The organism is Shinella sp. WSD5-1 (genome assembly GCF_963942435.1).
Lineage (GTDB): Bacteria > Pseudomonadota > Alphaproteobacteria > Rhizobiales > Rhizobiaceae > Shinella > Shinella yambaruensis.
This window is the reverse complement of sequence record NZ_OZ012602.1, coordinates 11676-33289: the sequence shown is the minus strand read 5'-3', so window position 1 is coordinate 33289 and position 21614 is coordinate 11676. Positions and strand designations below refer to the sequence as shown.

The 21614-nt window shown below is 60.1% G+C and carries 14 protein-coding genes; 11 read left to right on the top strand and 3 right to left on the bottom strand.

Annotated features, from left to right (window positions below; genetic code table 11):
* Window positions 1-123 precede the first annotated feature (123 nt).
* The 3 genes from AABQ55_RS33330 to AABQ55_RS33320 form a co-directional block, all read right to left on the bottom strand.
* Window positions 124-1083, bottom strand: a complete 960-nt coding sequence (locus AABQ55_RS33330) for a DUF3991 and toprim domain-containing protein (RefSeq protein ID WP_272809204.1) — start codon at window positions 1081-1083, stop codon at window positions 124-126.
* Between the two features lie 219 nt (window positions 1084-1302).
* Window positions 1303-1485 carry a hypothetical protein gene (locus AABQ55_RS33325; protein WP_272809203.1) on the bottom strand — a complete coding sequence of 61 codons (183 nt, stop codon included), beginning with the start codon at window positions 1483-1485 and terminating at the stop codon, window positions 1303-1305.
* Window positions 1486-1877: 392 nt separating this feature from the next.
* Window positions 1878-3047, bottom strand: a complete 1170-nt coding sequence (locus AABQ55_RS33320; RefSeq protein ID WP_272809202.1) for a hypothetical protein — start codon at window positions 3045-3047, stop codon at window positions 1878-1880.
* A gap of 157 nt (window positions 3048-3204) precedes the next feature.
* Between AABQ55_RS33320 and AABQ55_RS33315 the strand changes: the two genes are divergently transcribed.
* The 11 genes from AABQ55_RS33315 (at window position 3205) to AABQ55_RS33265 (ending at window position 21559) form a co-directional block, all read left to right on the top strand.
* Window positions 3205-5946 carry a UvrD-helicase domain-containing protein gene (locus AABQ55_RS33315; protein ID WP_272809201.1) on the top strand — a complete coding sequence of 914 codons (2742 nt, stop codon included), beginning with the start codon at window positions 3205-3207 and terminating at the stop codon, window positions 5944-5946.
* Window positions 5943-7004, top strand: a complete 1062-nt coding sequence (locus AABQ55_RS33310) for a DUF6088 family protein (protein ID WP_272809200.1) — start codon at window positions 5943-5945, stop codon at window positions 7002-7004. Before AABQ55_RS33315 ends, AABQ55_RS33310 begins: the two co-directional genes overlap by 4 nt.
* A 4-nt stretch (window positions 7005-7008) precedes the next feature.
* Window positions 7009-8067 (top strand): nucleotidyl transferase AbiEii/AbiGii toxin family protein, encoded by a 1059-nt coding sequence (locus AABQ55_RS33305; RefSeq protein WP_272809199.1) that lies wholly within the window; start codon window positions 7009-7011, stop codon window positions 8065-8067.
* Window positions 8068-8079: 12 nt separating this feature from the next.
* On the top strand, window positions 8080-8937 hold the full coding sequence (locus tag AABQ55_RS33300) for a DNA-binding response regulator (protein ID WP_272809198.1): 858 nt from the start codon (window positions 8080-8082) through the stop codon (window positions 8935-8937).
* Complete coding sequence (locus AABQ55_RS33295; protein WP_272809197.1) at window positions 8934-9512, top strand: hypothetical protein; 579 nt, start codon at window positions 8934-8936, stop codon at window positions 9510-9512. The genes AABQ55_RS33300 and AABQ55_RS33295 overlap by 4 nt, the downstream gene beginning before the upstream one ends.
* A gap of 1 nt (window position 9513) precedes the next feature.
* Complete coding sequence (locus AABQ55_RS33290) at window positions 9514-12912, top strand: UvrD-helicase domain-containing protein (protein ID WP_272809196.1); 3399 nt, start codon at window positions 9514-9516, stop codon at window positions 12910-12912.
* 81 nt (window positions 12913-12993) lie between these two features.
* A complete protein-coding gene (locus tag AABQ55_RS33285) occupies window positions 12994-13749 on the top strand; it encodes a multiubiquitin domain-containing protein (protein ID WP_272809195.1) in 756 nt (251 codons plus the stop codon).
* Window positions 13724-14896 (top strand): ThiF family adenylyltransferase, encoded by a 1173-nt coding sequence (locus AABQ55_RS33280; protein ID WP_272809194.1) that lies wholly within the window; start codon window positions 13724-13726, stop codon window positions 14894-14896. The genes AABQ55_RS33285 and AABQ55_RS33280 overlap by 26 nt, the downstream gene beginning before the upstream one ends.
* Window positions 14893-15339 carry a DUF6527 family protein gene (locus AABQ55_RS33275; protein WP_035243685.1) on the top strand — a complete coding sequence of 149 codons (447 nt, stop codon included), beginning with the start codon at window positions 14893-14895 and terminating at the stop codon, window positions 15337-15339. The genes AABQ55_RS33280 and AABQ55_RS33275 overlap by 4 nt, the downstream gene beginning before the upstream one ends.
* 173 nt (window positions 15340-15512) lie before the next feature.
* Window positions 15513-18167, top strand: a complete 2655-nt coding sequence (locus AABQ55_RS33270) for a PD-(D/E)XK nuclease family protein (protein WP_272809193.1) — start codon at window positions 15513-15515, stop codon at window positions 18165-18167.
* Window positions 18167-21559, top strand: a complete 3393-nt coding sequence (locus AABQ55_RS33265) for a UvrD-helicase domain-containing protein (protein WP_272809237.1) — start codon at window positions 18167-18169, stop codon at window positions 21557-21559. The genes AABQ55_RS33270 and AABQ55_RS33265 overlap by 1 nt, the downstream gene beginning before the upstream one ends.
* Window positions 21560-21614: the final 55 nt, after the last annotated feature.

Genomic DNA, 21614 nt, shown 5'->3' with positions numbered 1-21614 from the left:
TCGGGCTGAAGCGCGGCTCATCTTTGCGATGACTCCATCTTCTCTTCAGCCCTTCCTGACCCCTCCCCCGCGGCCGCCTCTCCGTCCGGTCGGGTCAAGGGCCGGCTTCAGCCGGGCGAAGCTTCACCCTTGACGCGGCCGGCGGGCATGCGGCAGGCCTCCCCTACCCACCCTTCTTTCCTTTTCTTCTCCTTTTCTCTCCTGCAATGCGTCGTTCCAGTCCTCAGCCGGCGGCGTCAGGCGGAACCAGTCGCAGCCGGCATCTTCTGCGATATCGCGCAGGCGGCCGGCAAAGGCCTCGCCCTGACTGTTGGCATCCGTGGCGGCGACGAGCTGCGCGCCGGGGCGCGCGGCGAGCACGCGAACCGCGGCTTCTGTCGTCGGCGACCATCCCCCGCCTGTGCTGAGATAGAGGCTTCCCTCTCGCATTCCTTCGAACGCGGCCAGGCTCATGGCGTCGATCGCCGCCTCGGTGACGCAGAGGCGTGAGGCGTCGAGGGCGCCGAACCGGAACAGAACCTTTGACCCTCCTGTCGAGAAGCCACGCCAGTCGGGGCCGCGCTCCTCCCAGCCGGTGACGCCGCCATCGGCATCAACATGGGCGGCCCACATGCTGCCGTAGGGACCTTCCCGCAGCACATCGCTTTGGAGGGCGGCACGGATGATGGTCTCCGGCAGGCAGCGTTCAGCACGCAGATAGCGCCACGTCATCGACCCTCGCCAAGGCTTGCGGCGTTTTGCCCACCGCTCGGGGATGGTCGCGGCCGGAACGGGATCTCGAGCTTTTCGGGTCCACACCGGCTCTTTGGCGACAAAATGGACCAATGCGGCGACCTGGTCGAGCGCTTCGACGAAGGACACTCCTTCGAGATGCGCGGCGAGACTGAAGACGTCGCCTTTCGCGTCGGACAGGGGATCGAACCAACCCCGCCCGTCATGGATGACGATGGCGATTTCCGCACCGCGCCGATATTTGACCGCCTTGCGGGTGCTCTCCTTCACGTCGACCGCAAAGCCGGACTGCTCCAACACGACGCCGCAGAGAACACGGTCCCGCAAGTCTTCCAGTTCTTTTTTCTCCATGCTTTCTGTCGGCGCTCGCACGTCCGCCCTTCTTGTCCGTTTCCTTTCTCCCCGCAGTTTGCGGGACCCCTTTCCGGCGGCCCGCGAAGAGCAAAGGTGGCAAGGGCGCGGCCGGCAAGGTGCAGATCTGCACCTTGCCGAGCTGGCCGTGCCAGCCGCGGCGAAGCTTCCCTTGCCGCCTGCCGCTCGCAAGCGGCACCTAAAAAGGGGAAAGCCGGCTCAATGAGCCGGCCCGTATTCGAAGGGATCGAATTCGGCGATGGTCTCGACCTCGCCGTCATCGAGTTCGTCGCTCGGGAGAACGCCAAACTCGTTTCCGGACCTGAAGAGCGTGACCGGGACCATCAGAGTGCGGGCAAGTGCGAATGCGTGGCGTTGAGCGAATGCAAGATCCTGTGCCATGTGAGAAACCTCCGTCCGGAGCGGGCCGATCCCGCTCGATGGCTCCTCGAAGGACCGGGGACGGTCGCGATCACCGCGAAGGCGAAGCCGAGCGGCGGCAGCTTGCTAGCCGACCCTCAACGGGTTGATCGTCGGAGATCCGGACCTGGTCCAGGACGCCATCCATAAAGAGCGGGGTTGGTTTGCTTCGGAGGGCCAGGCGGTTCTTCCAGCACAGATCTTTCACCGGTTCCGCAGCGACAGCCACGACCCGGCGTTCTTTCCATCAAGCGCCATGCAGATGCTTAGCGGTGACCGGCGCCTTCCTGATCGGCAATCGCCTTGACGGCCTCGACCGGACGTTTGCTCTCTTGCAGCAAACGATTGGCCGAAGCGGAGACTAAGCACGATCTTTAACCTTGTTGGACGTAGGTGGTCCGGTCGCGCCTTAGGGCCTGCGGCGGAATGATGTCGCGGGTTTGGAGCGGCGTCCGATAGTCCGAGCGGCGGTGAGTGCGACCAAAGCTACCAAAGCTACCAAAGCTACCAAAGCTACCAAAGCTACCAAAGCTACCAAAGCTACCAAAGCTACCAAAGCTACCAAAGCTACCAAAGCTACCAAAGCTACCAAAGCTACCAAAGCTACCAAAGCTACCAAAGAGGTGTAAATTTTTCAGTTGCGCACGGTCAACCTCAAAGATGGCGAAGCTGTTGGCGTCCTCCACAAGCACTTCATCTCCCCATGATACGCAAGCATGGTCGATCGCGGCATCGCGGTCGCGTACCAATCGGATGCTGTTGTCATTCCGGTCGAGCACTTGCCGATCTATACCCCGTTTCAAGATGACCCCGGAGAACTCCTCCAGGATGGAAAAGAAAAGGGGCTGTCCGACCGGAAGCGCAACGTCGGTCGTATAGGTCGGCTCGTCTCGGCCGGTGAAAAAGCGATTGCCTTCCGAGGTCAGATTGAGAAAATCGTATGTGAGCGCATCCTCGTCATCGCGATCCAGTAAAATTGGCTCCATCTCAAGCGGCACATTAAACTGCTGCTCAAGATACTGCATGCGGTGGCGCGTAGCGCGCCGGCCGCATATGGCGACAGCGGAATCGTGGCGCGTCAATTCCGATTTGGGATCGCGCCAGGCTGACAGCCAATTGAAGGAACCGTCAACGAAGATCCTTTCGTCGACAATGAGCGACTTATTGTGGGCTCCGCGCAATCGGTGAACGGTAACGCCCAAATCCCGGAGCATTCGAATGCCCTCGGCAAAAGACCGCTTGTATGTCTCGAACAAGTCCTCAACTTTGCAATTCTTGTCGACCTGCATCAGATTGAACTCATAGTCGGTGTAGAAATGTATCTCTGCCCTTCTTGCCGCGCCCATCAACTCCGTCCACATCGTCGCCAAGGCTCCGCCGGTGATCCACGGTGAAGAAATGATAACCTCGTGCTTGGCGCCTCGCAGACAGAACGCCAGAAATTGAGACAGTTGTTCCGCCCCGGCAACGAAGGTACTGGAACACTCGCAGGTGCAGTCGAAGAGGTTGTGCTGGCAGGCACGGCAATGGAAGTTTCGCGTCATCGGATCGATCTTTTACTCATTGGTGATAATCGGTTTGACCTAGCAACATCCCGTTGAAAAATGGCGAATATCCATGAGCTATCTGCTACCCCAAACATGTTCTCTTTGACCTGCTCTTCGATGGGTTCATGTCCCGGCAGGTAGCGCTTAAACCCTGATGACTGATCGCGTTCGAACATACCGACCTGGATTTTTTGCTCGGCTCCTTCCCCAAGGAAAATGGAAGGTCAGGCTGAACGTGTCGTTACCAGCAGCCTTGCAGCTCGATGTGAACGGCGCCCTCGATCTTCCTTGCCTGGATGTCATAGCAATTTCTGTCACCAAGGCATTGCTGTGGCACTCGGTTGAAGTCCGCTCGCGTAAAGGGATTCATACCCTATCGTGCCTCGGAGAAGAGGCAGCAACCCGGCTTGCGGCAAACCTTTACAGCTTCATCAACAGCCACCTCTTCGACCTGATCAGCTTTGACACCGACCGCTTGAGCGAGGTGGATACGAAACTACAGACTATCACCGAGGGTAACCGGCAATATCTGGCCCATGCCGACCTCGCCCGTGCGATTGCGGGCGTAACCGGTGAAGCCGCGGCCGCGCTTTCGCACCCTCTGTTCGACCCGGAACTGATGCCGGCCACCCTGAAAGCGGTGCTGCCCCGATCGCTCGCGTTCGTTACCGATCCGGACGTGCGCCACAGATATAATGACGCGTTTGTCTCAGCTGAGCTGTCGAGATACCGGTCGTTCTTTGACAATTTAGACGGCCGGTCCTTGTCCGATCAGCAACGCGAGGCATGCATTCGACTGGAGGACAACAATCTTCTTGTCGCCTCAGCGGGGTCGGGCAAGTCCGCAACCATGGTCGGCAAGGTCGCCTATGTCCTCGACAAGCAGCTCTATCGCCCTGAAGAGATTCTCGTCCTTGCCTTCAACAAGAGCGCCGCTGACGAGCTAAAGAAGCGGATATCCAGACAGCTCGCGGTAGATCCAGGAAATTCGGAATGTAAAGTGACCACGTTTCATGCGCTGGGTCGCGGAATTATCGAGGAGGTCGAAGGCCGTCCCCCACAGCTCGCCGACTGGGTCGAACACCCTGCCGGCGAAGCGAAAATCATCGAACAGATCATTGACGATCTGCTGCGATCAGATGCGGAATTCGCCGATCTCTGGGTCAACCTCCTCGTCCTTCATCCCAAGGCGGATATCCCGGTCGAGGTGTTTGGTTCTGAGGCTGACTACGAGCGCTATCTGTCGGTGCGCCGGCGGAAAGGCAATGCGACCATCGGCACGATGGCCGGGATACATGTGAAGTCGCTCCAGGAGCAGACAATCACGAATTGGCTGTGGCTGCATTCCGTCGAATTCGACTACGAACGCCAGATCCCGATCGAAGAGAAAAACGGGCAGATCCGGTACGTCCATCCGGACTTCTATTACCCCACCAGCAAGACGATACACGAGCATCTGGCTATCAATGCCGATGGCTCATCACCCTTCACAGACTACGCCACCCATGCCGAACACAAGCTGGCCGGCTACCGCAAGGCGGGGATGGACGTTTTCCAGACGACGTCTGCACAAGCGTGCAATGGATCGCTGATTGAGGAACTCGAGGCGCAGCTCACGAAACGGGGCATCTCGTTCGAAAGAAAGAGCTATACGGCGATCGTCAAAGCCCTCGAGCCTGTTGTCATCAAGCACTATCACAAGCTGATTGCGGTCTGCATCAAACACATCCGCGCCAGTCACCTCACCCTGGACATGCTGCTTGAGCGGGCCAAGGCGCTCCACGACCGCACCCGCGCCAAAGAGTTTGCTCAGGTCGTCTGGAAGATTACCGAGACCTATTCCCGGAAGCTTGAAAAAGCCAATCGCATAGACTTCGACTCGATGATCGCCAATGCCACGCGGCTCGTGGAAGCCGGACAGTATCAGAGCCCCTACTCCCTTATCCTGGTCGATGAATTTCAAGATATTTCCGAGCCGCGTGCGAACCTGATTAAGGCGCTGAAGCATCAGAAGGCATTCACCAAGATCTTTGCGGTTGGCGATGACTGGCAGTCCATCTATCGCTTCGCCGGATCGGACATAACGATCTTCACGCAGTTCGAGGCGAATTTCGGGGCAAGCTGGCAAGGTCGACTGGAGCAGACCTATCGTTGCAACCAGCTCATCGCCGAGACGGCCGCCAGTTTCGTGCAGCGCAATGCCGCCCAACTTAAAAAGTCGGTGCGATCGACACGGCCCGCGATTGCGCGGTCGATCCGGGTCATTCCGACCGACGGTGAAGGGGGCAAGCCAGATTTCGCCGATTCATGCCTCCGATTGCTGAAGCGCCTCGACACCTTCCTTGGCGGGATTTCCGTACAGTGGCGGAGTGATGGACACCAGAAACTCAAGGTCATGGTGCTGTGGCGCTACAACCAGCTGGACCCGTTCAGGGGGGCGACACCAAAATTCGAGCATATCGAGGTGTCGGGACTGTCGTTCCATCGAGCCAAGGGACTTGAGGCCGACTATACGATTCTGCTCGATGTCAGTGAAGGCGACTATGGGGTGCCAAGCCGGATAGAGGACGACGAGCTGTTCAATCTAGTCATGCCGCGACCGGAGACATTTGAGTTTGCCGAGGAGCGCCGCCTTTTCTATGTCGCATTGACCCGCGCAAGCCGCGGCGTGTTCCTGCTTACGAACAGCCGTGAGCCATCCAGATATATTCGGGAGCTCTCAGAAATCGCCGGCGAAAACTTGCGTTTCGAGACCATTGATGGTGATACGCTAAATCAATGTCCGGCGTGCGGCGTGGGCCAACTGGTAGAACGGAAAGGTCGCAACAACGGCCGCTTTCTCGGGTGTAACCAGTATCCCGGCTGTGACCACACGCAGCGACGAAGCGCCGAATGAACGAGCCACGTCGCCTGCGCGGCTGCGCGAGGTCTGCAATCGCTCTTCCAATTGATCGTGTCGGCCGGAAACAACTGCTCTACCGGCCAGATCGCACGATACCGAACGCATTTCGCGTCGGCACGGCCGATGCCAACCATTCGCGTTTTCAGCATTCGTCAATGAACATACGGAGCGTTTGTCCGAAATTTGTATGTATATTTCGGACTCGCCTTTTGTCCGAAAAAAGTATACATCTTTCGGACATGGCAGCCGACTCACCCGATCTGAAATCAGCAATGCTCGAACGCATACGTGGGGATTCACCGCGCAAGGTTTGGACGCCTAGCGATTTCGTTGACCTCGCCTCGCGAGATGCGGTCGACAAGGCGTTGCAACGCCTAACAAAAACAGAAATCCTCAGGCGGATCGATCGAGGACTTTATGACCAGCCTGGTTTTAACAAACTAACTCAAAAGCCCAATCCTCCCGATCCGCGCTCTGTTATCGATGCCGTTGGGCGCCGCGATCAAACCCGTATGCTTGTAGACGGAATGACTGCAGCAAATGACCTCGGTTTGACAGACGCTGTTCCTGCAAAAATTATCGTCCATACCGATGCACGTCGGCGACCGATCAAGCTCGGCAATGTGACGATCACCTTTCGTCCAACAGCCGCCAGCAAATTGTTCTGGGCCGGACGACCGGCAATGCGGGTCGTTCAAGCGCTTTACTGGATTCGCGATATTTTGCTCCGCGAAGGTGAAAGTGACCGCGTGAGCGGCAAACTTGCCAAGCTTTTCGAGGATCCTGCGGTCGGCGCGGCCATTAAAGCCGATTTGGCAGCGGGCATTACCGCGCTTCCGACATGGATGTGGACATTTCTCAAGCCGCTCATCGAAGGCGAGAGGGGCGATCATGATCAGCATGTCAGTAGCGATCGCACTGCAGATGATTACGACGCCGACGATCATCACCGCAACGACGATGATGGACATCGCCATGGCGATCCTCGCCTGAAACGTAAGTCGGTCTCGACCCGCATAACAAGCAACAAACGCAGTCACTCCAGGCAATGAAGAAATGAATCCAGCTTATGACGAGGTCCTTGCAGCTGGAGAAGCTGCGATGTTGAGCGCCTTCGATACGACGGCGCAGCGGCTCGGCACGGCCGCCCAGAACATAGAAAAAGACTTTTGGGTCTGTTGGACCCTAGATGTCTTATTCAACGGATTAAACGACAGTGGTCCTCGCCTCCTCTTCAAAGGCGGAACCTCATTATCCAAGGGATTCGGTCTAATCAGCCGGTTCTCCGAAGACATAGATGTCACGGTATTTAGAGATGACATTGGCGAGCCGGCGACCATCGAGGAACTTGAGGAGCTCAGTGGAAAGAAACGCAAAGCACGTCTCGAGGCGATCAAGGATGCCTGCAAAGCCTACATTAACGGACCCCTGCGCGACGAATTGACGAAAATTCTTGCGGACCGCCTCAAGGCCGCCGGCGCTGATCCCTCAAACGCGAGGATCGAAGCCGACGACACCGATCCCGATGGCCAGACCTTGTTGATCTGGTATCCGGCAGCGACACCACGGTCGGAGTATGTGAGGGCGGCCATCAAGATTGAGTCAGGTGCAAAGTCTGCGCTTGATCCCAATAGCGAAGTGCCGATTAAACCCTATGTCGATGACGATCTTCCGGCGCTTGACCTGACGGTGCCAGCCGTGCGGACTGTCGATCCTGAACGAACCTTTTGGGACAAGGTCGTCATTGTCCACGGGCTGCGGCGGTGGTTCGACAAGCGCGGTGAACTAAAGGGCGGTGGCCAACGGGTTTCGCGACACTACTACGATCTGCATCGGCTCGTCGCGACACCGGTAGGAGCAGCGGCCATCAAAGATAGAGCGCTCGGTGAAGATTGCGTCGCGCACGCCCGCATGTTCTTCAATCGGCCCGACTTCGATCTCGCCAGCGCTGTTCCTGGCTCCTTCGCACTTGCGCCGCACGACGCGATGATCGAACAGCTCCGCATTGATTACCGGGCTATGCAGGGCATGATCTTCGGCGACCCGCAGGGGTTCGAAGCCGTGATCGACAGCATCGCTTCGCTTGAGGCGAGTTTGAACAAGAACGCAGACTAAGCGGACGGGGCTATGAAGAGGTTGGAGGGAGTAGTGGGGGCGAAACCGGAGCCGGAAGCGCATCGTAACGGCAACACGGTTGTAGCTCCGCTGCGCAAGCGACGACTTACTGGCGAGCTTTATGAGCGCGACAGGAGGGTGGAAACACTCATCGCCGAGTTGGCCGCGCTGCCACGCGACGAGTTAATCGGCAGAGCTGCAATTACGAAGCGCTCCGAGCCGGGATATGTACCCAGCGAGTGCCTCGTATATTTCATCCGCGCTAGTCGTCACGACAATAACGAAACATGGTTCGAGCGCCTTTATCGTATACTTATGGAGCGGGTGCTCCGTAGCGTGCCCAAACCGGAGAACTCCGACGGCAAGACTGAATCGCTGACGCGCAGCGTGGTGCGTGACAAAGTCTTCAGCCGGTTTGTAGAAATTCTATCCGCAGACCGAGCATCATACGTCGACAAACTCGATTATTTCGAGGTGCGATTCGATGGCGCTGTGGCGAGCTTGCGACGCGATGCTCAGGAACAGGCTTGGCGCGACGAGAACAGATCCAAGCCTCTCGAATATGACGAGGAGAGTGGTGAACTGTCAGCAGAGGTCGAGGCAGCGGCCGGAGCCCATGATCCTTTCGCCGCATCGGATTTTGACGATCCGTCTTACCGGTCGCGTTTGGATGCGGCGATTGAAGGTTTACCGCCAGAACAAATCAGGATCATACATATGCTGAAACAGGGCTTCCCAATAGATTCTAAGGAGCCAGACGTCATGACCATCGCCAAGGCCCTAGGTCGTTCCGAAAAAACGATCCGAACTTATCGCGACAAAGCGTTTGCAGCGTTGCGGGTGGCTCTGGCCGACGGTGAAAAGCAATGAGTCCCGCCGGCGAACGCCCATCCCGCGAAGCCGTGCTCGACGCATTCGCAGTCGAAAGCGAGCCCGATCGCTCGACCCTCGAACGCTACCTGCGTCTTTACCCAGAATACGCCGCAGAACTCGTCGATCTCTCGCGCGAACTCAGCCGCGAGACCTCGGAAGAGGCCGCGCCCCCTTCCGCTGCGGATCAGGCGCTGATTGATGCCGCCTGGTCGCAACATGCGAGGGCTCTGCCCGAGGCAATTCCAGATCCTTTTGCGGCTCTCACAGCCGCTGACTGGCGCACTGTCGCTCACCAACTGGACATCCCGCGCCAGGTCGTCACGGCACTGCGTGAACGGCGCGTGTCGTTTCTCAGTATCCCTCGCCGTTTTCTTGAAAATCTGGCGATCGCAATGCGCTGCTCCGTCGCCCAGCTGGAGTTGTCTTGGGGAGCCACCCCACTGGCTGCGGCTCGTAGCTACAAGGCTGACGGAAAGCCAACCACGGGTGAACAGGTCACTTTCGAAAAGGTGTTGATCGACGCCGGCATTCCCGTTGAGAAGCGAACCCGGCTTTTGGGGGAGACGGACTGATATGGACAGCGTGGAGCTTGCCAGGCAAGTCGCCGCCGAGCTTCACGCTCACCTTGTCGAATTCGGCGCTAATCCTTGGGCACCATATGAATTCGTCGTCGCCGAGGCCACGCGGCGGGGGATTGACGTTGAGCCGACTGCGGCGGGTGCAGCTATGCTCAACGGCGGTCGCGCGACCTTCATAGCCGCCGACGATCTGATCCTTCATGAGAATGTCGGCTCTCTATTCGAGAAAGCCTTCCTTGTTGCGCACGAGATCGGGCATGTCGAGCTTGGCGACGATCCGGACGATGAGTCTGCGCCGACGATCGACCCCGCCCGCGCCGCCGAACCATCACCGGTCGGTATTGATCGGGTTGTCGACTATGGGCGCAAGCAACGGCGCGAAGTCCAGATGGATCTGTTCGCGAGAGAGCTGCTGCTTCCTCGTAGTGTCGCCCGACAACTCCACGTAGCTGGAGGGCTTTCTGCTTCTGAGATTGCCGAGAAGCTCGGTGCGCCGTTCGAGGTCGTGGCGCAACAGCTGCTTGATGCCCTCTTGTTGCCGCCCTTCCCGACCAAGCCGACGGCAGCGCATGAGGAACGGCCCTTGAATCCCTTGCAAGCAACGGCGGCGGGGCATCGCGGAGGGGCCTACCTGCTTGAAGCAGGTCCAGGCACTGGCAAAACCCAGACGTTAGTCGCACGCGTTGAAGGCCTCCTCGCAGACGGTGTCGATCCAAGGCGCATCCTGCTTCTGACGTTCTCGAACAAGGCAGCGGGTGAAATGGCCGAAAGGATCGCACGCAAGAGGCCCGACGCAGCGGCCGCAATGTGGATCGGCACGTTTCACGCCTTTGGCCTCGATATCATCCGCCGGTTCTATGCGGAGCTCGGCTTACAAAAAGATCCACGGATGATGGATCGTACTGAGGCAGTTGAGCTCCTAGAAGAGGAGTTTCCGCGTCTGAGGCTGGCTCATTATCGTAACCTGTATGATCCCACACAAATCATCTCCGACATGCTGGTTGCTATATCCAGAGCAAAGGATGAGGTGGTCGACGCCAACAGTTACGCCGCGCTCGCTGGCGCCATGCTAACGAAGGCAACTGACACCGAGGCCCGCGAAGCGGCAGAGCGTGCCGTCGAGGTGGCTCGTGTCTACGCGACCTATGAGCAGCTCAAGCGCAACGCGCATTGCATCGACTTCGGTGACCTTGTCGCGCTGCCGGTGCAACTGCTTGAAAAGGATGCGGCCATTCGCGAAACACTCCAGGCACAATACGATCATGTCCTAGTCGATGAATATCAGGACGTGAACCGCAGCAGTGTGAGATTGTTAAGCGCAATACGACCTGACGGTCGCAATCTTTGGGTGGTCGGCGACGCCAAGCAGTCCATCTATCGCTTCCGTGGAGCCTCATCCTTCAACATGACTCGCTTCGGCAAGGAAGACTTTGCCGGCGGCAAGCGCGGGCGTTTGAAGCGCAACTATCGTTCGGCGTCAGAGATCGTCAACAGTTTTTCCAACTTTGCTGTCACGATGCGAGCAGGTGACGCCGATAGTGGTCTCGAAGCAGAGCGGGACCGCAATGGGCGTGGGCCAGAGTTGCGCACGGTCAAGCGTGCCGAAGAGCAGCAGGTCGCTTTAGCGGACGCGATCGAGGAACTCCGCCGCGCGGGCCACGCCTATCGCAATCAGGCGGTTTTATGCACCGGAAACGAAAAGCTGTCGAGGATCGGTCAAGATCTCGAACGGCTCGGCGTGCCGGTCCTATTCCTGGGAAGCCTGTTTGAACGAAGTGAGGTCAAGGATCTTCTGGCAATCCTATCGATCCTCGTTGACCGGCGCGCCATGGGTTTGGTACGAGTCGCCTGTTGGCCGGATTTCGCGATGTCTTTCGCAGACGTCGCCGAAGTTTTCGAGCATCTGCGAACCACAGATCCCGCTCCGGCAAGTTGGCTTCAGCACGTCGATTTAATCCCAGGCGTGAGTGTGGCTGGACGCGAGGCACTCGGCAAGCTCTCAGTTGCTCTCGCAGCCTTCGACGAAGCCGCCTCGCCCTGGACTGTCCTCTCAACACTGCTCCTCGATCGCACGCAGATTGCGGCGCGTCTCGGGACATCGCTGGACCTCGGCGATCGAACCCGGGGAATTGCTATCTGGCAGTTTCTCAACTTCGTGCGAGTACAGCCGTCGGGGCGCGGACTACCTATCACGCGCCTGCTTGATCGCGTGCGCAGGCTTGTGCGCCTCGGCGACGACCGTGACCTGCGTCAGTTGCCAGCAGCAGCTCAACATCTTGATGGTGTGCGGCTGATGACTATTCACGGCGCCAAAGGCCTGGAGTTCGAAGGCGTGCATATCCTGGGTCTCAACAGCGATACGATTCCACGCACGCCCCCTGCCCCGCCCTGTCCGGCGCCCCCGGGCATGATCACAGGTTCTGAAGGCAGCGTACTGGAAGCATTCCGAGCGGGCCAGGCCGAGGAACAGGAGTGCCTTTTCTATGTTGCGCTCTCGCGCGCTCGCGATCGCCTGGTCCTCTATGCGCCGACACAGAAGAGCAACGGTCACAATCGGCCGCTCTCGCCATTCCTCGATCGTCTTGGGGCGTTGACGCGCAGCTCGATCGTGCCGACGCGGCCACTTCCGCTGGCGGCCGAAGCGCGAGGTGTCGAATTGATCATCGACGGACGGCTTCGCTTCAGTGGACCGCAAATCGCACTTTATGAATCATGCCCTCGCCGCTTTCTTTACACGCACATCCTCCAGGTCGGCGGCCGTCGAACCGCTACCGCCTTTATGCACTTGCATGAGGCAGTTCGCTCAGTCGTCGGGGCGATGATTGCAGCCGATCTGTCACCTTCCGAGCAGGACCTCCAAAATCGTGCTGAAGCAGCGTTTGCCAGCCAAGGGCTCTCAGATCACGGCTATCGCGCCGAATTCCTCGACCTGGCCATGGCGATGCTGCGCTTCTTCCTGTCCAGCCGCGCAGGAGCCGTCGCGGAGCCTTCCGCAGCGGTCAGCCTCACAATTGAAGGTGAGGAAATACTCGTCCAACCGGATGAGGTGCTGGTTCGACCCGACGGTGTTCGCGCCGTGCGGCGCGTCGGCACAGGTCACATGCGATCTGCGGAGAGCAAGGACGTCGGCGCTGCGGCGCTGATCCTCGCGGTCAAGCAGGCCTTCCCCGGCGCCGTCGCTGAACTGGTTCATCTCTCCGATGGCGAAGCGCGTTCGCTCTCATTGTCGGATCGCGAGTTAACAGGGCGCAAGGACAAGCTTGCAAAGTTTCTTGTCGACATTCGCGCCGGCCGTTTCCCGGCTGACGTTTCACCATTCACCTGCCCGAACTGCCCAGCTTTCTTCATTTGTGGACCGACCCCCGAAGGCCCCTTGAAAAAAAAGTTTGCCTGACCTTACCGGTCGGCCAATCTCGCTCCGATTGGATCTTTAGAGCCGCGGCGTCGCCACGGCGCAAATCTAAGGAACCAATCTATGAGTACACAAGAACTTCTTGAATTTGACGATGTCGGCGATGCGCTGCGCGAAGGCCGGCCGCTTCGTCCGGCGCGGGTTTATCGCTTCCTCCTCGCTGAGGGCGATCTCAATTTTCAGCACCGTCAGGTGACCGATCCCTTGCCGCTCGGACGTCAGTTGCTCGAAGCTGCCGCCCTCGACCCTCGGCAGGGTTACAGTCTTTTTGCGATTTTGCCCTCGGGCGATTTCGAGGACGTGCGCTTGAACGAGCCCTTCGATCTGCGCGAACGCGGAGCTGAACGTTTCATTGCTTTTGAGACGGACCGCGACTTCAAGCTGATCCTCAATGACGACGAACTGCGCTGGGGCAAGCCCGTTATCAGCGGCGCGGTCCTCTATGGCCTGGCCAAGCCGGGTGATAACGAGGCGGTCTTCCTCGAAGTTCAAGGCGGTGAAGATCGTCTGATCGAACACAACGAACTGCTCGATCTGACCGGCGCCGGCATCGAGCGTTTCATCACCGCTCCGAAGCCGCCAATTACCTTTGAGATCATCGTCAACTCGCGCCTCCGCACGGTGGACGAGCGGACGGTGACGTTCGAGCAGATCGTCCAGCTCGCCTTTCCGGGCCAGCACCCGCCGAACGTCGTCTTCTCGATGACCTACCGGCATGCGGCATCTGCGCCGCATGCCGGAGAACTCGGGGCCGGCGGCTCTGTCGATGTCAAGAAGAAGGGGACCGTGTTCAATGTCACGCGCACTGTTCAATCGTAATCCTGACCTCAAGCGCCTGATGGACGAAGGCTACTTCGTCCAGCAGCGGGGCGGCTATCTCGTCATGCGCGAGATTCCTTATGTCGATGAACGCCGGCAAGTGCGCACCGGCACCTTGATCTCCAGCCTTACGCTGGCCGGAGATCAGACGCGCACGCCTGACACACATGTCGTCCACTGGGACGGTGATTTCCCATGCCACGCCAATGGCGCACGAATTCAGGGGATTTCGCACGCCAACGGCGCCTTCGACCTTGGTCACGGCTTGAAGGCGACGCACAGCTTCTCCAGCAAGCCGGAAGGTGGCTATACGGACTACCACCACAAGATGACGAGCTACGCGAACATAATCGCGGGCCCGGCGGCTGTGCTGAAGCCCGGCGTGACAGCTCACACTTTCCGTGAGCCCGAGCAGGAGGAAGAGAGTGTCTTCAACTACGTCGAAACAGCCTCCGACCGCGTGGGTATCGGCATGCTGACAGAGCGGCTCGTCAATGAAAAGATCGCCATCATCGGGCTCGGCGGCACCGGCGGCTATGTTCTCGATCTCGTCGCAAAGACGCCGGTTCGGGAAATCCATCTGTTCGATAGCGACGAGTTCCTGACCCATAACGCGTTCCGCGCACCGGGTGCTCCGAGCCTGGAGGAACTGCGGGAAGCACCCAAGAAGGTCGAATACTTGAAGCGCATCTACAGCCGGATGCACCGCAACGTCGCGGCGCACGACGCCGCGCTGAGCGCCGACAATCTCCACGTTCTCGACGGCGTCACCTTTGCATTCCTCTCTCTCGATGCTGGAGAGGCGAAACGGTTGATCGTGGAGAAGCTCGAGGCGATCGGAGCCGCGTTCATCGATGTCGGGATGGGGCTTGAGCTCGATGATGGGTCGCTCGGCGGCATCCTGCGGGTCACCGCCAGCACGCCGGAAAAGCGAGATCACGCGCGGCAGCGCATCTCCTTCGTTGGCGGCGGCGCCAAGGATATCTACGCATCCAACATCCAGGTCGCCGATCTCAACGCCTTGAATGCCGTTCTCGCGGTCGTGAAATGGAAGAAGATTCGCGGGTTCTATCGCGACCTCGAGCGCGAGCATCACTGCACCTACACCACCGACGGCAACATGCTGATCAACGGAGACTTTGCGTGATGCGGCACCAGCGACTCGACCATCGTTTCATCGAACACATCCCTGAGCGCCTGGAGCCAGGCGTGCTCTATGTTTCGATCGAATATGCGACATCGGCCCATAGCTGCTGCTGCGGCTGCGGCGAGGAGGTCGTCACGCCTTTCACGCCGACGGACTGGAAGATGACGTTCGACGGCGAGACAGTCTCGCTTCGACCGTCGATCGGTAATTGGACGCTGAAGTGCCGGTCGCACTATGTGATCGACCGGGGCAAGGTGATCGAAGCCGGTCCTTGGAGTGAGGAGCAGGTCGAAGCCGAGCGACGTCGCGATCGCGCGGCCAAGGCCCGCTTCTATGGGCAGCCGCCAAAGGTCGCGCCTGCCGTTCAGCCCGCTCCGGTGAAAGTACAGCACAGTCTCTGGCAGCGCCTCTGGGCATGGATCTCGGGACGCCCTGCAAAATAAACTTGTGAGTTACATTTCCGCGCAAGCATTTCGCGCGGAAGTGTACTTTCGAAACATCACTAATACCTCATAGAAAAGATGCAGCGCACTCAACTTCGAGAGAGTCGTGCGTCCGTAAGCACGTAGGTCGTGAACCACGCCTCGGCGAGGATCAGCCCAGTAAGGAAAGCAGTATGACCAACTCGAGCCGGTCAACACTCGTCGTTCATGGTCGCCTCGCTATGCGCGAAGCCCGCCTCGCTGCGGCCCGCGGCGCCTGCCACGGCCTTCAGATTATGTCCTTTGAGCAAGCTGCGGTGCGGCTTGCCGGGGGATTCGCGCGGCCGATCGATGAGGAAAGCCTGCGCACGGCGATCCAAGCAGTTCTCCCCAGTACGCCAATGGGGGAGTTGGAAAGCATCAAGATGCTGCCGGGCATGATCGGGGCAGCGGCGGACACACTGCACAAGGCTTGGCGCGCCGGCATCGATCTGGCCGCTCGGGCGAGTGATCATCCGCGGCTGTCAGCAATCTCCCGGCTGGAAACCGCAGTCCTGGCGCAACTGCCTGCCGGAATGATGCGCCCGGTCGACATCGTCGCGGCAGCACGTAGCCGCATCGCCCATGCACCCGCGATTTTCGGGAAGATCGAGATTGTCGGATTGACAGAGCTTTCTCCATGTTGGCGTCCGCTGATCAAGCAACTGGCCGAGCGCCTTCCGGTTCAGTGGACGGCCGGTCCCCGGTCGGTCCCGAGCTGGCTAACCGAGAGCGGCGTCGCCGTTGTGCGGGGCAAGGCTGAAGCGCCGGCGGTTCGGTCTGTCAGCGGCGCGACCGCGTATCACGAAGCCATAGAGGCCATGCGCTGGGCTCGCACCTTGCTTGGCTCTGGCATCTCACCGTCTGAAATCGCAATCGCCACGGCTTCGCCGGCGGATTATGACGATCATTTCCTAGCGCTGCGCGCCGACGCCAATTTCGATCTGCATTTCGTCCATGGTATGCGGGCGGTCGCGACACGAGAAGGCCAGGCGGCTGCCGCACTTGCCGACATCGTTGTGCGCGGGCTCTCACAATCCCGTCTGCGCCGCCTTGCCACGCTGTGCCGAGAATCGGCACCGTTGACGATGCTTCCCGACGGTTGGCTGCGCGTTCTGCCGAACGATGCACCCTTGTCGACATCTGCCGCCTGGAACCGACTGCTCTTGCGCCTCAAGCCAGCAGACTGGCCCGATGCTAAGGATCACGCACCAACGCTGCGCAAGGCGATTGACATATTGGCAAAAGGACCCGCCGCTGCTCAGGAGATAGGCAATGCCTTCCTTAAAGGTCGGTCATTGGCCATCTGGCGCAAGGCGCTGCTCGCCGGGCCTGCCGAATCTGTCGATGTCACGCTCGAGGCGCTAAAGCAGGATGACGGGCTTGAGGCTTGCGTGTCGGTTGTCTGGATGCCAGCAAGCGCGCTCGCGGCCTCACCCCGGCGCTTCGTTCGGCTGATCGGTCTCAACTCCTCTCGTTGGCCGCGCGGGATTGCCGAGGACCGGCTGATTCCCGACCACATCATTCCGACCGCCGAGCTCGACCCGCTTCCGGTCAGCCTCGCAGATCGCAGGGATTTTGAAACAATTATCGCGACTACGTCGGGCGAGGTCGTCCTCTCTCGCGCCCGTCGCGACAGCGACGGTCGTCTGCTCGGGCGCAGTCCGTTGTTTGCTGCCCATGGCGACGAAACGTACCTGCGTCGCAACGCCATTCCCGAGCACGCATTTAGCGAAACCGATCGATTAATGGCGCGACCGCAAGAGTTCGCAGCGGTTGCCCAAGCGATCGCTGCCCGCAGTTGCTGGCGCGACTGGCGCTCGCCTGACATCACGTCCCATGACGGCCTCGTGCGACCTGATCATCCGCTCATTCTCACGATCCTTGCGCGAACGCAGTCGGCCAGTTCGCTGAAGACGCTGCTGCGCGGCCCAATTGGTTTCCTCTGGCGCTACGCCTTCGGCTGGCGCGCACCGCAGAGCAGCGCCGAGCCTCTTGTGCTCGATGCCCTCGCAGCAGGCGATCTGATCCACCTGGTATTGGATCGCGCTTTGCGGACCCTCGAAGCGGCCGGCGGTCTGTCCTCCGCAGATGCGTCCGCGATCGAGAGAGCCGTGGCGGAGGCTGCGGATGCGGCCGCAATTGATTGGGAAAGTGAACGCCCGGTTCCTCCTAAAGTTATCTGGGAGCGAACACTCAGCGACGTGCGCCTTCTGGCGGCGCGGGCCCTCTCTTACGGCGACGAACATCTACCAGCAAGCCGCTCCTATAGCGAAGTTCCCTTCGGAGGGGCCGAGCCGAAGTCGACGGCGGTGCTTCCCTGGAATGCGAGCTTGCCTGTCCTTATCCCGAATACGGGCTTTCAGATCGCGGGCTATATCGATCGGCTCGACATTGCCGGCGACGGAAGCCGGGCGCTCGTTCGCGATTACAAGACTGGCAAGCCTCCTAAAGGCGAAATTCGACTGAATGGCGGGCGTGAGCTGCAACGCTGCCTCTACGCCTTCGCCGTGAAGGCGTTGTTGGGCGACCAGGTCGCGATTAGCGCGTCGTTACTTTATCCGCGCGAACCGCTCGAAGTTCGGCTGGATGATCCGGAAGCCATGCTGGCTGAGATCACGCAGTTCCTGCGGGCTGCGCGTAGCGCGCTTGCAAGTGGCGCCGCATTGCCGGGTCCGGACACGGGCGGTGACTACGACGACCTCGCATTCGCCCTGCCGGCCAATGCCAACGCAACATACTGCAAACGCAAGCAACCCGCCGCGAGCGAGCGGCTTGGCGAAGTCGCTCAGGTGTGGGAGGCGGAATGATGACCATCATGCAAAGAATCCTCAAGGATGACAGTGCCCGGCGCGATGCCATCAGCGGCCACGAGCGTTCCATCCTCGTCGAGGCAGGAGCAGGTTCTGGCAAGACAGCGGTTATGGCCGGCCGCATCGCTGTGATGTTGGCACAGGGTGTTGCACCTCGCGCGATTGCCGCCGTCACCTTCACTGAGCTCGCGGCGAGCGAGCTCCTTTCCCGTGTTCGGGAGTTCGTCAGCGATCTTGCGGTGGGCCACATTGCACCCGAACTTCGGGTGGGGCTTCCAAGCGGTCTGTCGCAGATGCAGCGTGACAATCTCATCGCAGCGAGCGCCGCGATCGACGAGATCACCTGTTCGACAATCCATGGGTTCTGTCAGCGTTTGATCAAGCCCTATCCGGCAGAGGCTGATATCGATCCGGGTGCCACGGTCATGGACCGCAACCAGGCCGACCTCACCTTTCTTGAAATAGTGGATGGCTGGCTTCGAGAGAGGTTGTCCGGCGACCATGATGGCATCCTCGCCGAAATGGTTCTGCACAGCCCTGGCGAGACCGTGGCCCTGATGCACAGGGTCGCCGAAGCGCTGCGCCGGCGCAGGAGCCTCGTCGCTCCGGCGGTGATACCGCTTGCGGACCATTTGGAAGCGTTTCGGCAGGCGGCTGATGATCTCTCCGCCTTCATGCAGACCGCCAGCGTCCGTGAGCCGGAGACGGAGGTCTATGCGGCACGCTTTTCCGAAATGGCTGCGCGCTTGCCCGCCGTGTTGAACGCGGAAACGCCTGCCGGCTTAGTCGGGCTGCTGGTCTCGCGCCCACATCCCGACTTGTGCACCAAGGCTGGCGACTTCTCCTCCTATCGCAAGAAGGGCAAATGGGCGGCGGCGGCAAAACAGGCGGGGCTTTCCAAAGCCGACGCCGACCGGTTGAACGATGCCGCAGAAGACTTCTTTGACGCCTGCTGCGCTGCGTGGACCGCCCTCCTTCAGTCGGCGTCTGGCCAGGTGCTCGCAGCGCTGATCGATGAAGCACGGCTGATGTTGGACCGGTATCGAGAGCACAAGCGCGCTAGCGCCCAGCTCGATTTCGACGACCTGATCTACGCCGCACGGGATCTGCTGCGTGACCATGAGGCCGTGCGACGGGCGCTCGGGCAACGGTACGCGAAGGTCCTCGTCGACGAGTTCCAGGATACCGATCCGCTTCAGGCGGAAATCTTCTGGCGGCTCTGCGGTGACCCGGCGGAGGATCCACGAGATTGGGTCAGCTTTCGAATCCGGCCTGGGGCGCTCTTCCTCGTCGGAGATCCCAAACAGGCGATCTACCGTTTCCGCGGCGCCGACGTCGGCGCCTATGTCCAGGCGCGGACGGCCTTTTCGGTGCAGGATGCGGACGGTCTTGTGTCGATCTCGACCAATTTCCGGTCCTGCGCCTCGATCCTCACATTCGTCAACGAGCGCTTCGAGGCGATCCTGTCAGCGGACGGACAGCCCGGCTTCACCGCACTCGATCCCTTCCATGACGACCGCGGCGGCGTCTGTGTTGCCGCGCTCGACATCGCCGTCGCCGACGAGAATGGCAAAGCCAGCGCCGAACAGCAACGCGATGCCGAAGCCGACGCTGTGGCTGAGCTGTGTGCTCGCTTAATCGGTAGCCATCCCGTTCTGGATCGGAAAGCCGGCGCGGAACGCCCCTGTCAACCGGGTGACATCGCTCTTCTCGCGCCGACCGGCGCGGATTTGTGGCGTTATGAGGAAGCCCTTGAACGGCGCGGCATTCCGGTGGCAACGCAAGCCGGCAAGGGCCTTTTCCGCCGGCAGGAGGTGCAGGATCTTATCGCACTGACCCGTGCGCTGGCCGATCGCCGTGACACTCTGGCGCTGGGGGCGCTGCTGCGCGGCCCGCTGGTCGGGCTCAGCGAAGAAGAGTTCCTGGACGTGGTCTGGGCTCTCCCCCGGTCCGAGGAGGAACCTGACCGAATCCCCCGCCTCGACCTTGGCGTCGACCCGGCGGCAATCAGTCATCCGCTAGCGCGCGACGTCATTGAAAAGCTGCAGGCACTCCAGCGGCGCGGCAACAGCACCACGCCGCACCAACTGCTGTCGCAAGCCGTGGATGTCCTGCGCTTGCGTCCCATTCTGCTCGATCGACATCGGGGTCAGGCCGAGCGGGCGCTCGCCAATGTGGACCTATATCTCAGCCTCTCGAGCAGTTATGCGGTGCGCGGCCTACGCGCCTTCTCCGAGGCGATGACGGCGGCCTGGACTGACGAGGCCCGGGCGGTCGAGGGTCGACCCGACGCGCAAGAGGAAGCCGTCGCGCTGTTCACCATGCATGCTGCCAAAGGTCTCGAATGGCCGGTCGTTATCCCCATCAACACTATGACCGGCGTAATGGCACCTGACAGCGCGGTGATTGACCGGCAGAACGACACTTTCTACTGCCCTGTTCTCGGTGTCCCTCCCTCTGGCTATGACACAGCGCGGCAAGCCGAGAAGGCGGAATTGGACCGAGAACGTGTCCGTCTCTGGTATGTCGCTGCGACCCGTGCCCGTGAGCTGCTGATCCTGCCACGCCTGGACGTAGCCCCTTCGAAGTCTGCCTGGATTGGTCTTGTAGATCTGTCACTCGCGGACCTCGCCGCGCTGGACGTATCGCATTTACCACCAGATCCAGTCGTGGTAGCTCACGGCCACAGCAACAGTCAGACGCGTGAGAGCTTCGCCGCTGAGGCCAGCGCAATCACGGATCAGCAGATCCTACTGAAATGGCTTGCTCCGAGCCGTGACGAGAATGCAGCCGGAACGGTCTTGCAGGAAGAGCAAGCCGATATCTGGACCGGTTCGGATGATAATACACCGCCGGAGCTCGTAGCTTCCTCCACCGTGCAGGGTGGCCGTGAGCGCGGGCTCGTCCTTCACAAGCTCATGGAAGAAGTCCTGAACGGCGAAACCGGCGACTCGCACGCGGCGCTCTCTGCGCGAGCCGGGGAGCTCGTCCGTGCGCTTGGCGTAGTTCCGGTCGCCGACCCAACTGCCGGGCTCTCCCCCGAGGAGCTGGCTGGTTGCGTTGGACGGACTTTAAGGCTGCCCGAAATCGCAGCCCTCCGGCCGGCGCTGTCTGCCGAGTTCCCCGTTTACGCGCTTCGCGAGAAAGACGCTGAGCTGGTCGCAACGGCGGGCATAGCCGATGCGCTGACGGTTGGTCCAGGGGAGACGCCAGCTGTGGTCATCGATTGGAAGAGCGATGTAAATGCCGATCCCAAAACGCTTGACCATTATCGGGCGCAGGTCCGTGCGTATCTCGAAATGACGGGAGCAGAACAGGGGCTGATCGTCCTGATGACGAGTGCGACGGTGATCGCGGTCAGGCCAAATGTTCCCTCCCCTCCATCCTGATTGCGGGGGGCCCTTCACAACGTGCCGACTTTTCATCAGGCCAGTTCAAAACCGT

Bases quoted from the DNA above. Each gene is read 5' to 3' on its own strand.
- AABQ55_RS33305 (WP_272809199.1), top strand. From the start codon at position 7,009: ATGAATCCAGCTTATGACGAGGTCCTTGCAGCTGGAGAAGCTGCGATG.
- AABQ55_RS33330 (WP_272809204.1), bottom strand. From the start codon at position 1,083: ATGGAGAAAAAAGAACTGGAAGACTTGCGGGACCGTGTTCTCTGCGGC.
- AABQ55_RS33300 (WP_272809198.1), top strand. From the start codon at position 8,080: ATGAAGAGGTTGGAGGGAGTAGTGGGGGCGAAACCGGAGCCGGAAGCG.
- AABQ55_RS33265 (WP_272809237.1), top strand. From the start codon at position 18,167: ATGACCATCATGCAAAGAATCCTCAAGGATGACAGTGCCCGGCGCGAT.
- AABQ55_RS33325 (WP_272809203.1), bottom strand. From the start codon at position 1,485: ATGGCACAGGATCTTGCATTCGCTCAACGCCACGCATTCGCACTTGCC.
- AABQ55_RS33280 (WP_272809194.1), top strand. From the start codon at position 13,724: ATGTCACGCGCACTGTTCAATCGTAATCCTGACCTCAAGCGCCTGATG.
- AABQ55_RS33310 (WP_272809200.1), top strand. From the start codon at position 5,943: ATGAACGAGCCACGTCGCCTGCGCGGCTGCGCGAGGTCTGCAATCGCT.
- AABQ55_RS33315 (WP_272809201.1), top strand. From the start codon at position 3,205: ATGACTGATCGCGTTCGAACATACCGACCTGGATTTTTTGCTCGGCTC.
- AABQ55_RS33285 (WP_272809195.1), top strand. From the start codon at position 12,994: ATGAGTACACAAGAACTTCTTGAATTTGACGATGTCGGCGATGCGCTG.
- AABQ55_RS33290 (WP_272809196.1), top strand. From the start codon at position 9,514: ATGGACAGCGTGGAGCTTGCCAGGCAAGTCGCCGCCGAGCTTCACGCT.
- AABQ55_RS33320 (WP_272809202.1), bottom strand. From the start codon at position 3,047: ATGACGCGAAACTTCCATTGCCGTGCCTGCCAGCACAACCTCTTCGAC.
- AABQ55_RS33270 (WP_272809193.1), top strand. From the start codon at position 15,513: ATGACCAACTCGAGCCGGTCAACACTCGTCGTTCATGGTCGCCTCGCT.
- AABQ55_RS33295 (WP_272809197.1), top strand. From the start codon at position 8,934: ATGAGTCCCGCCGGCGAACGCCCATCCCGCGAAGCCGTGCTCGACGCA.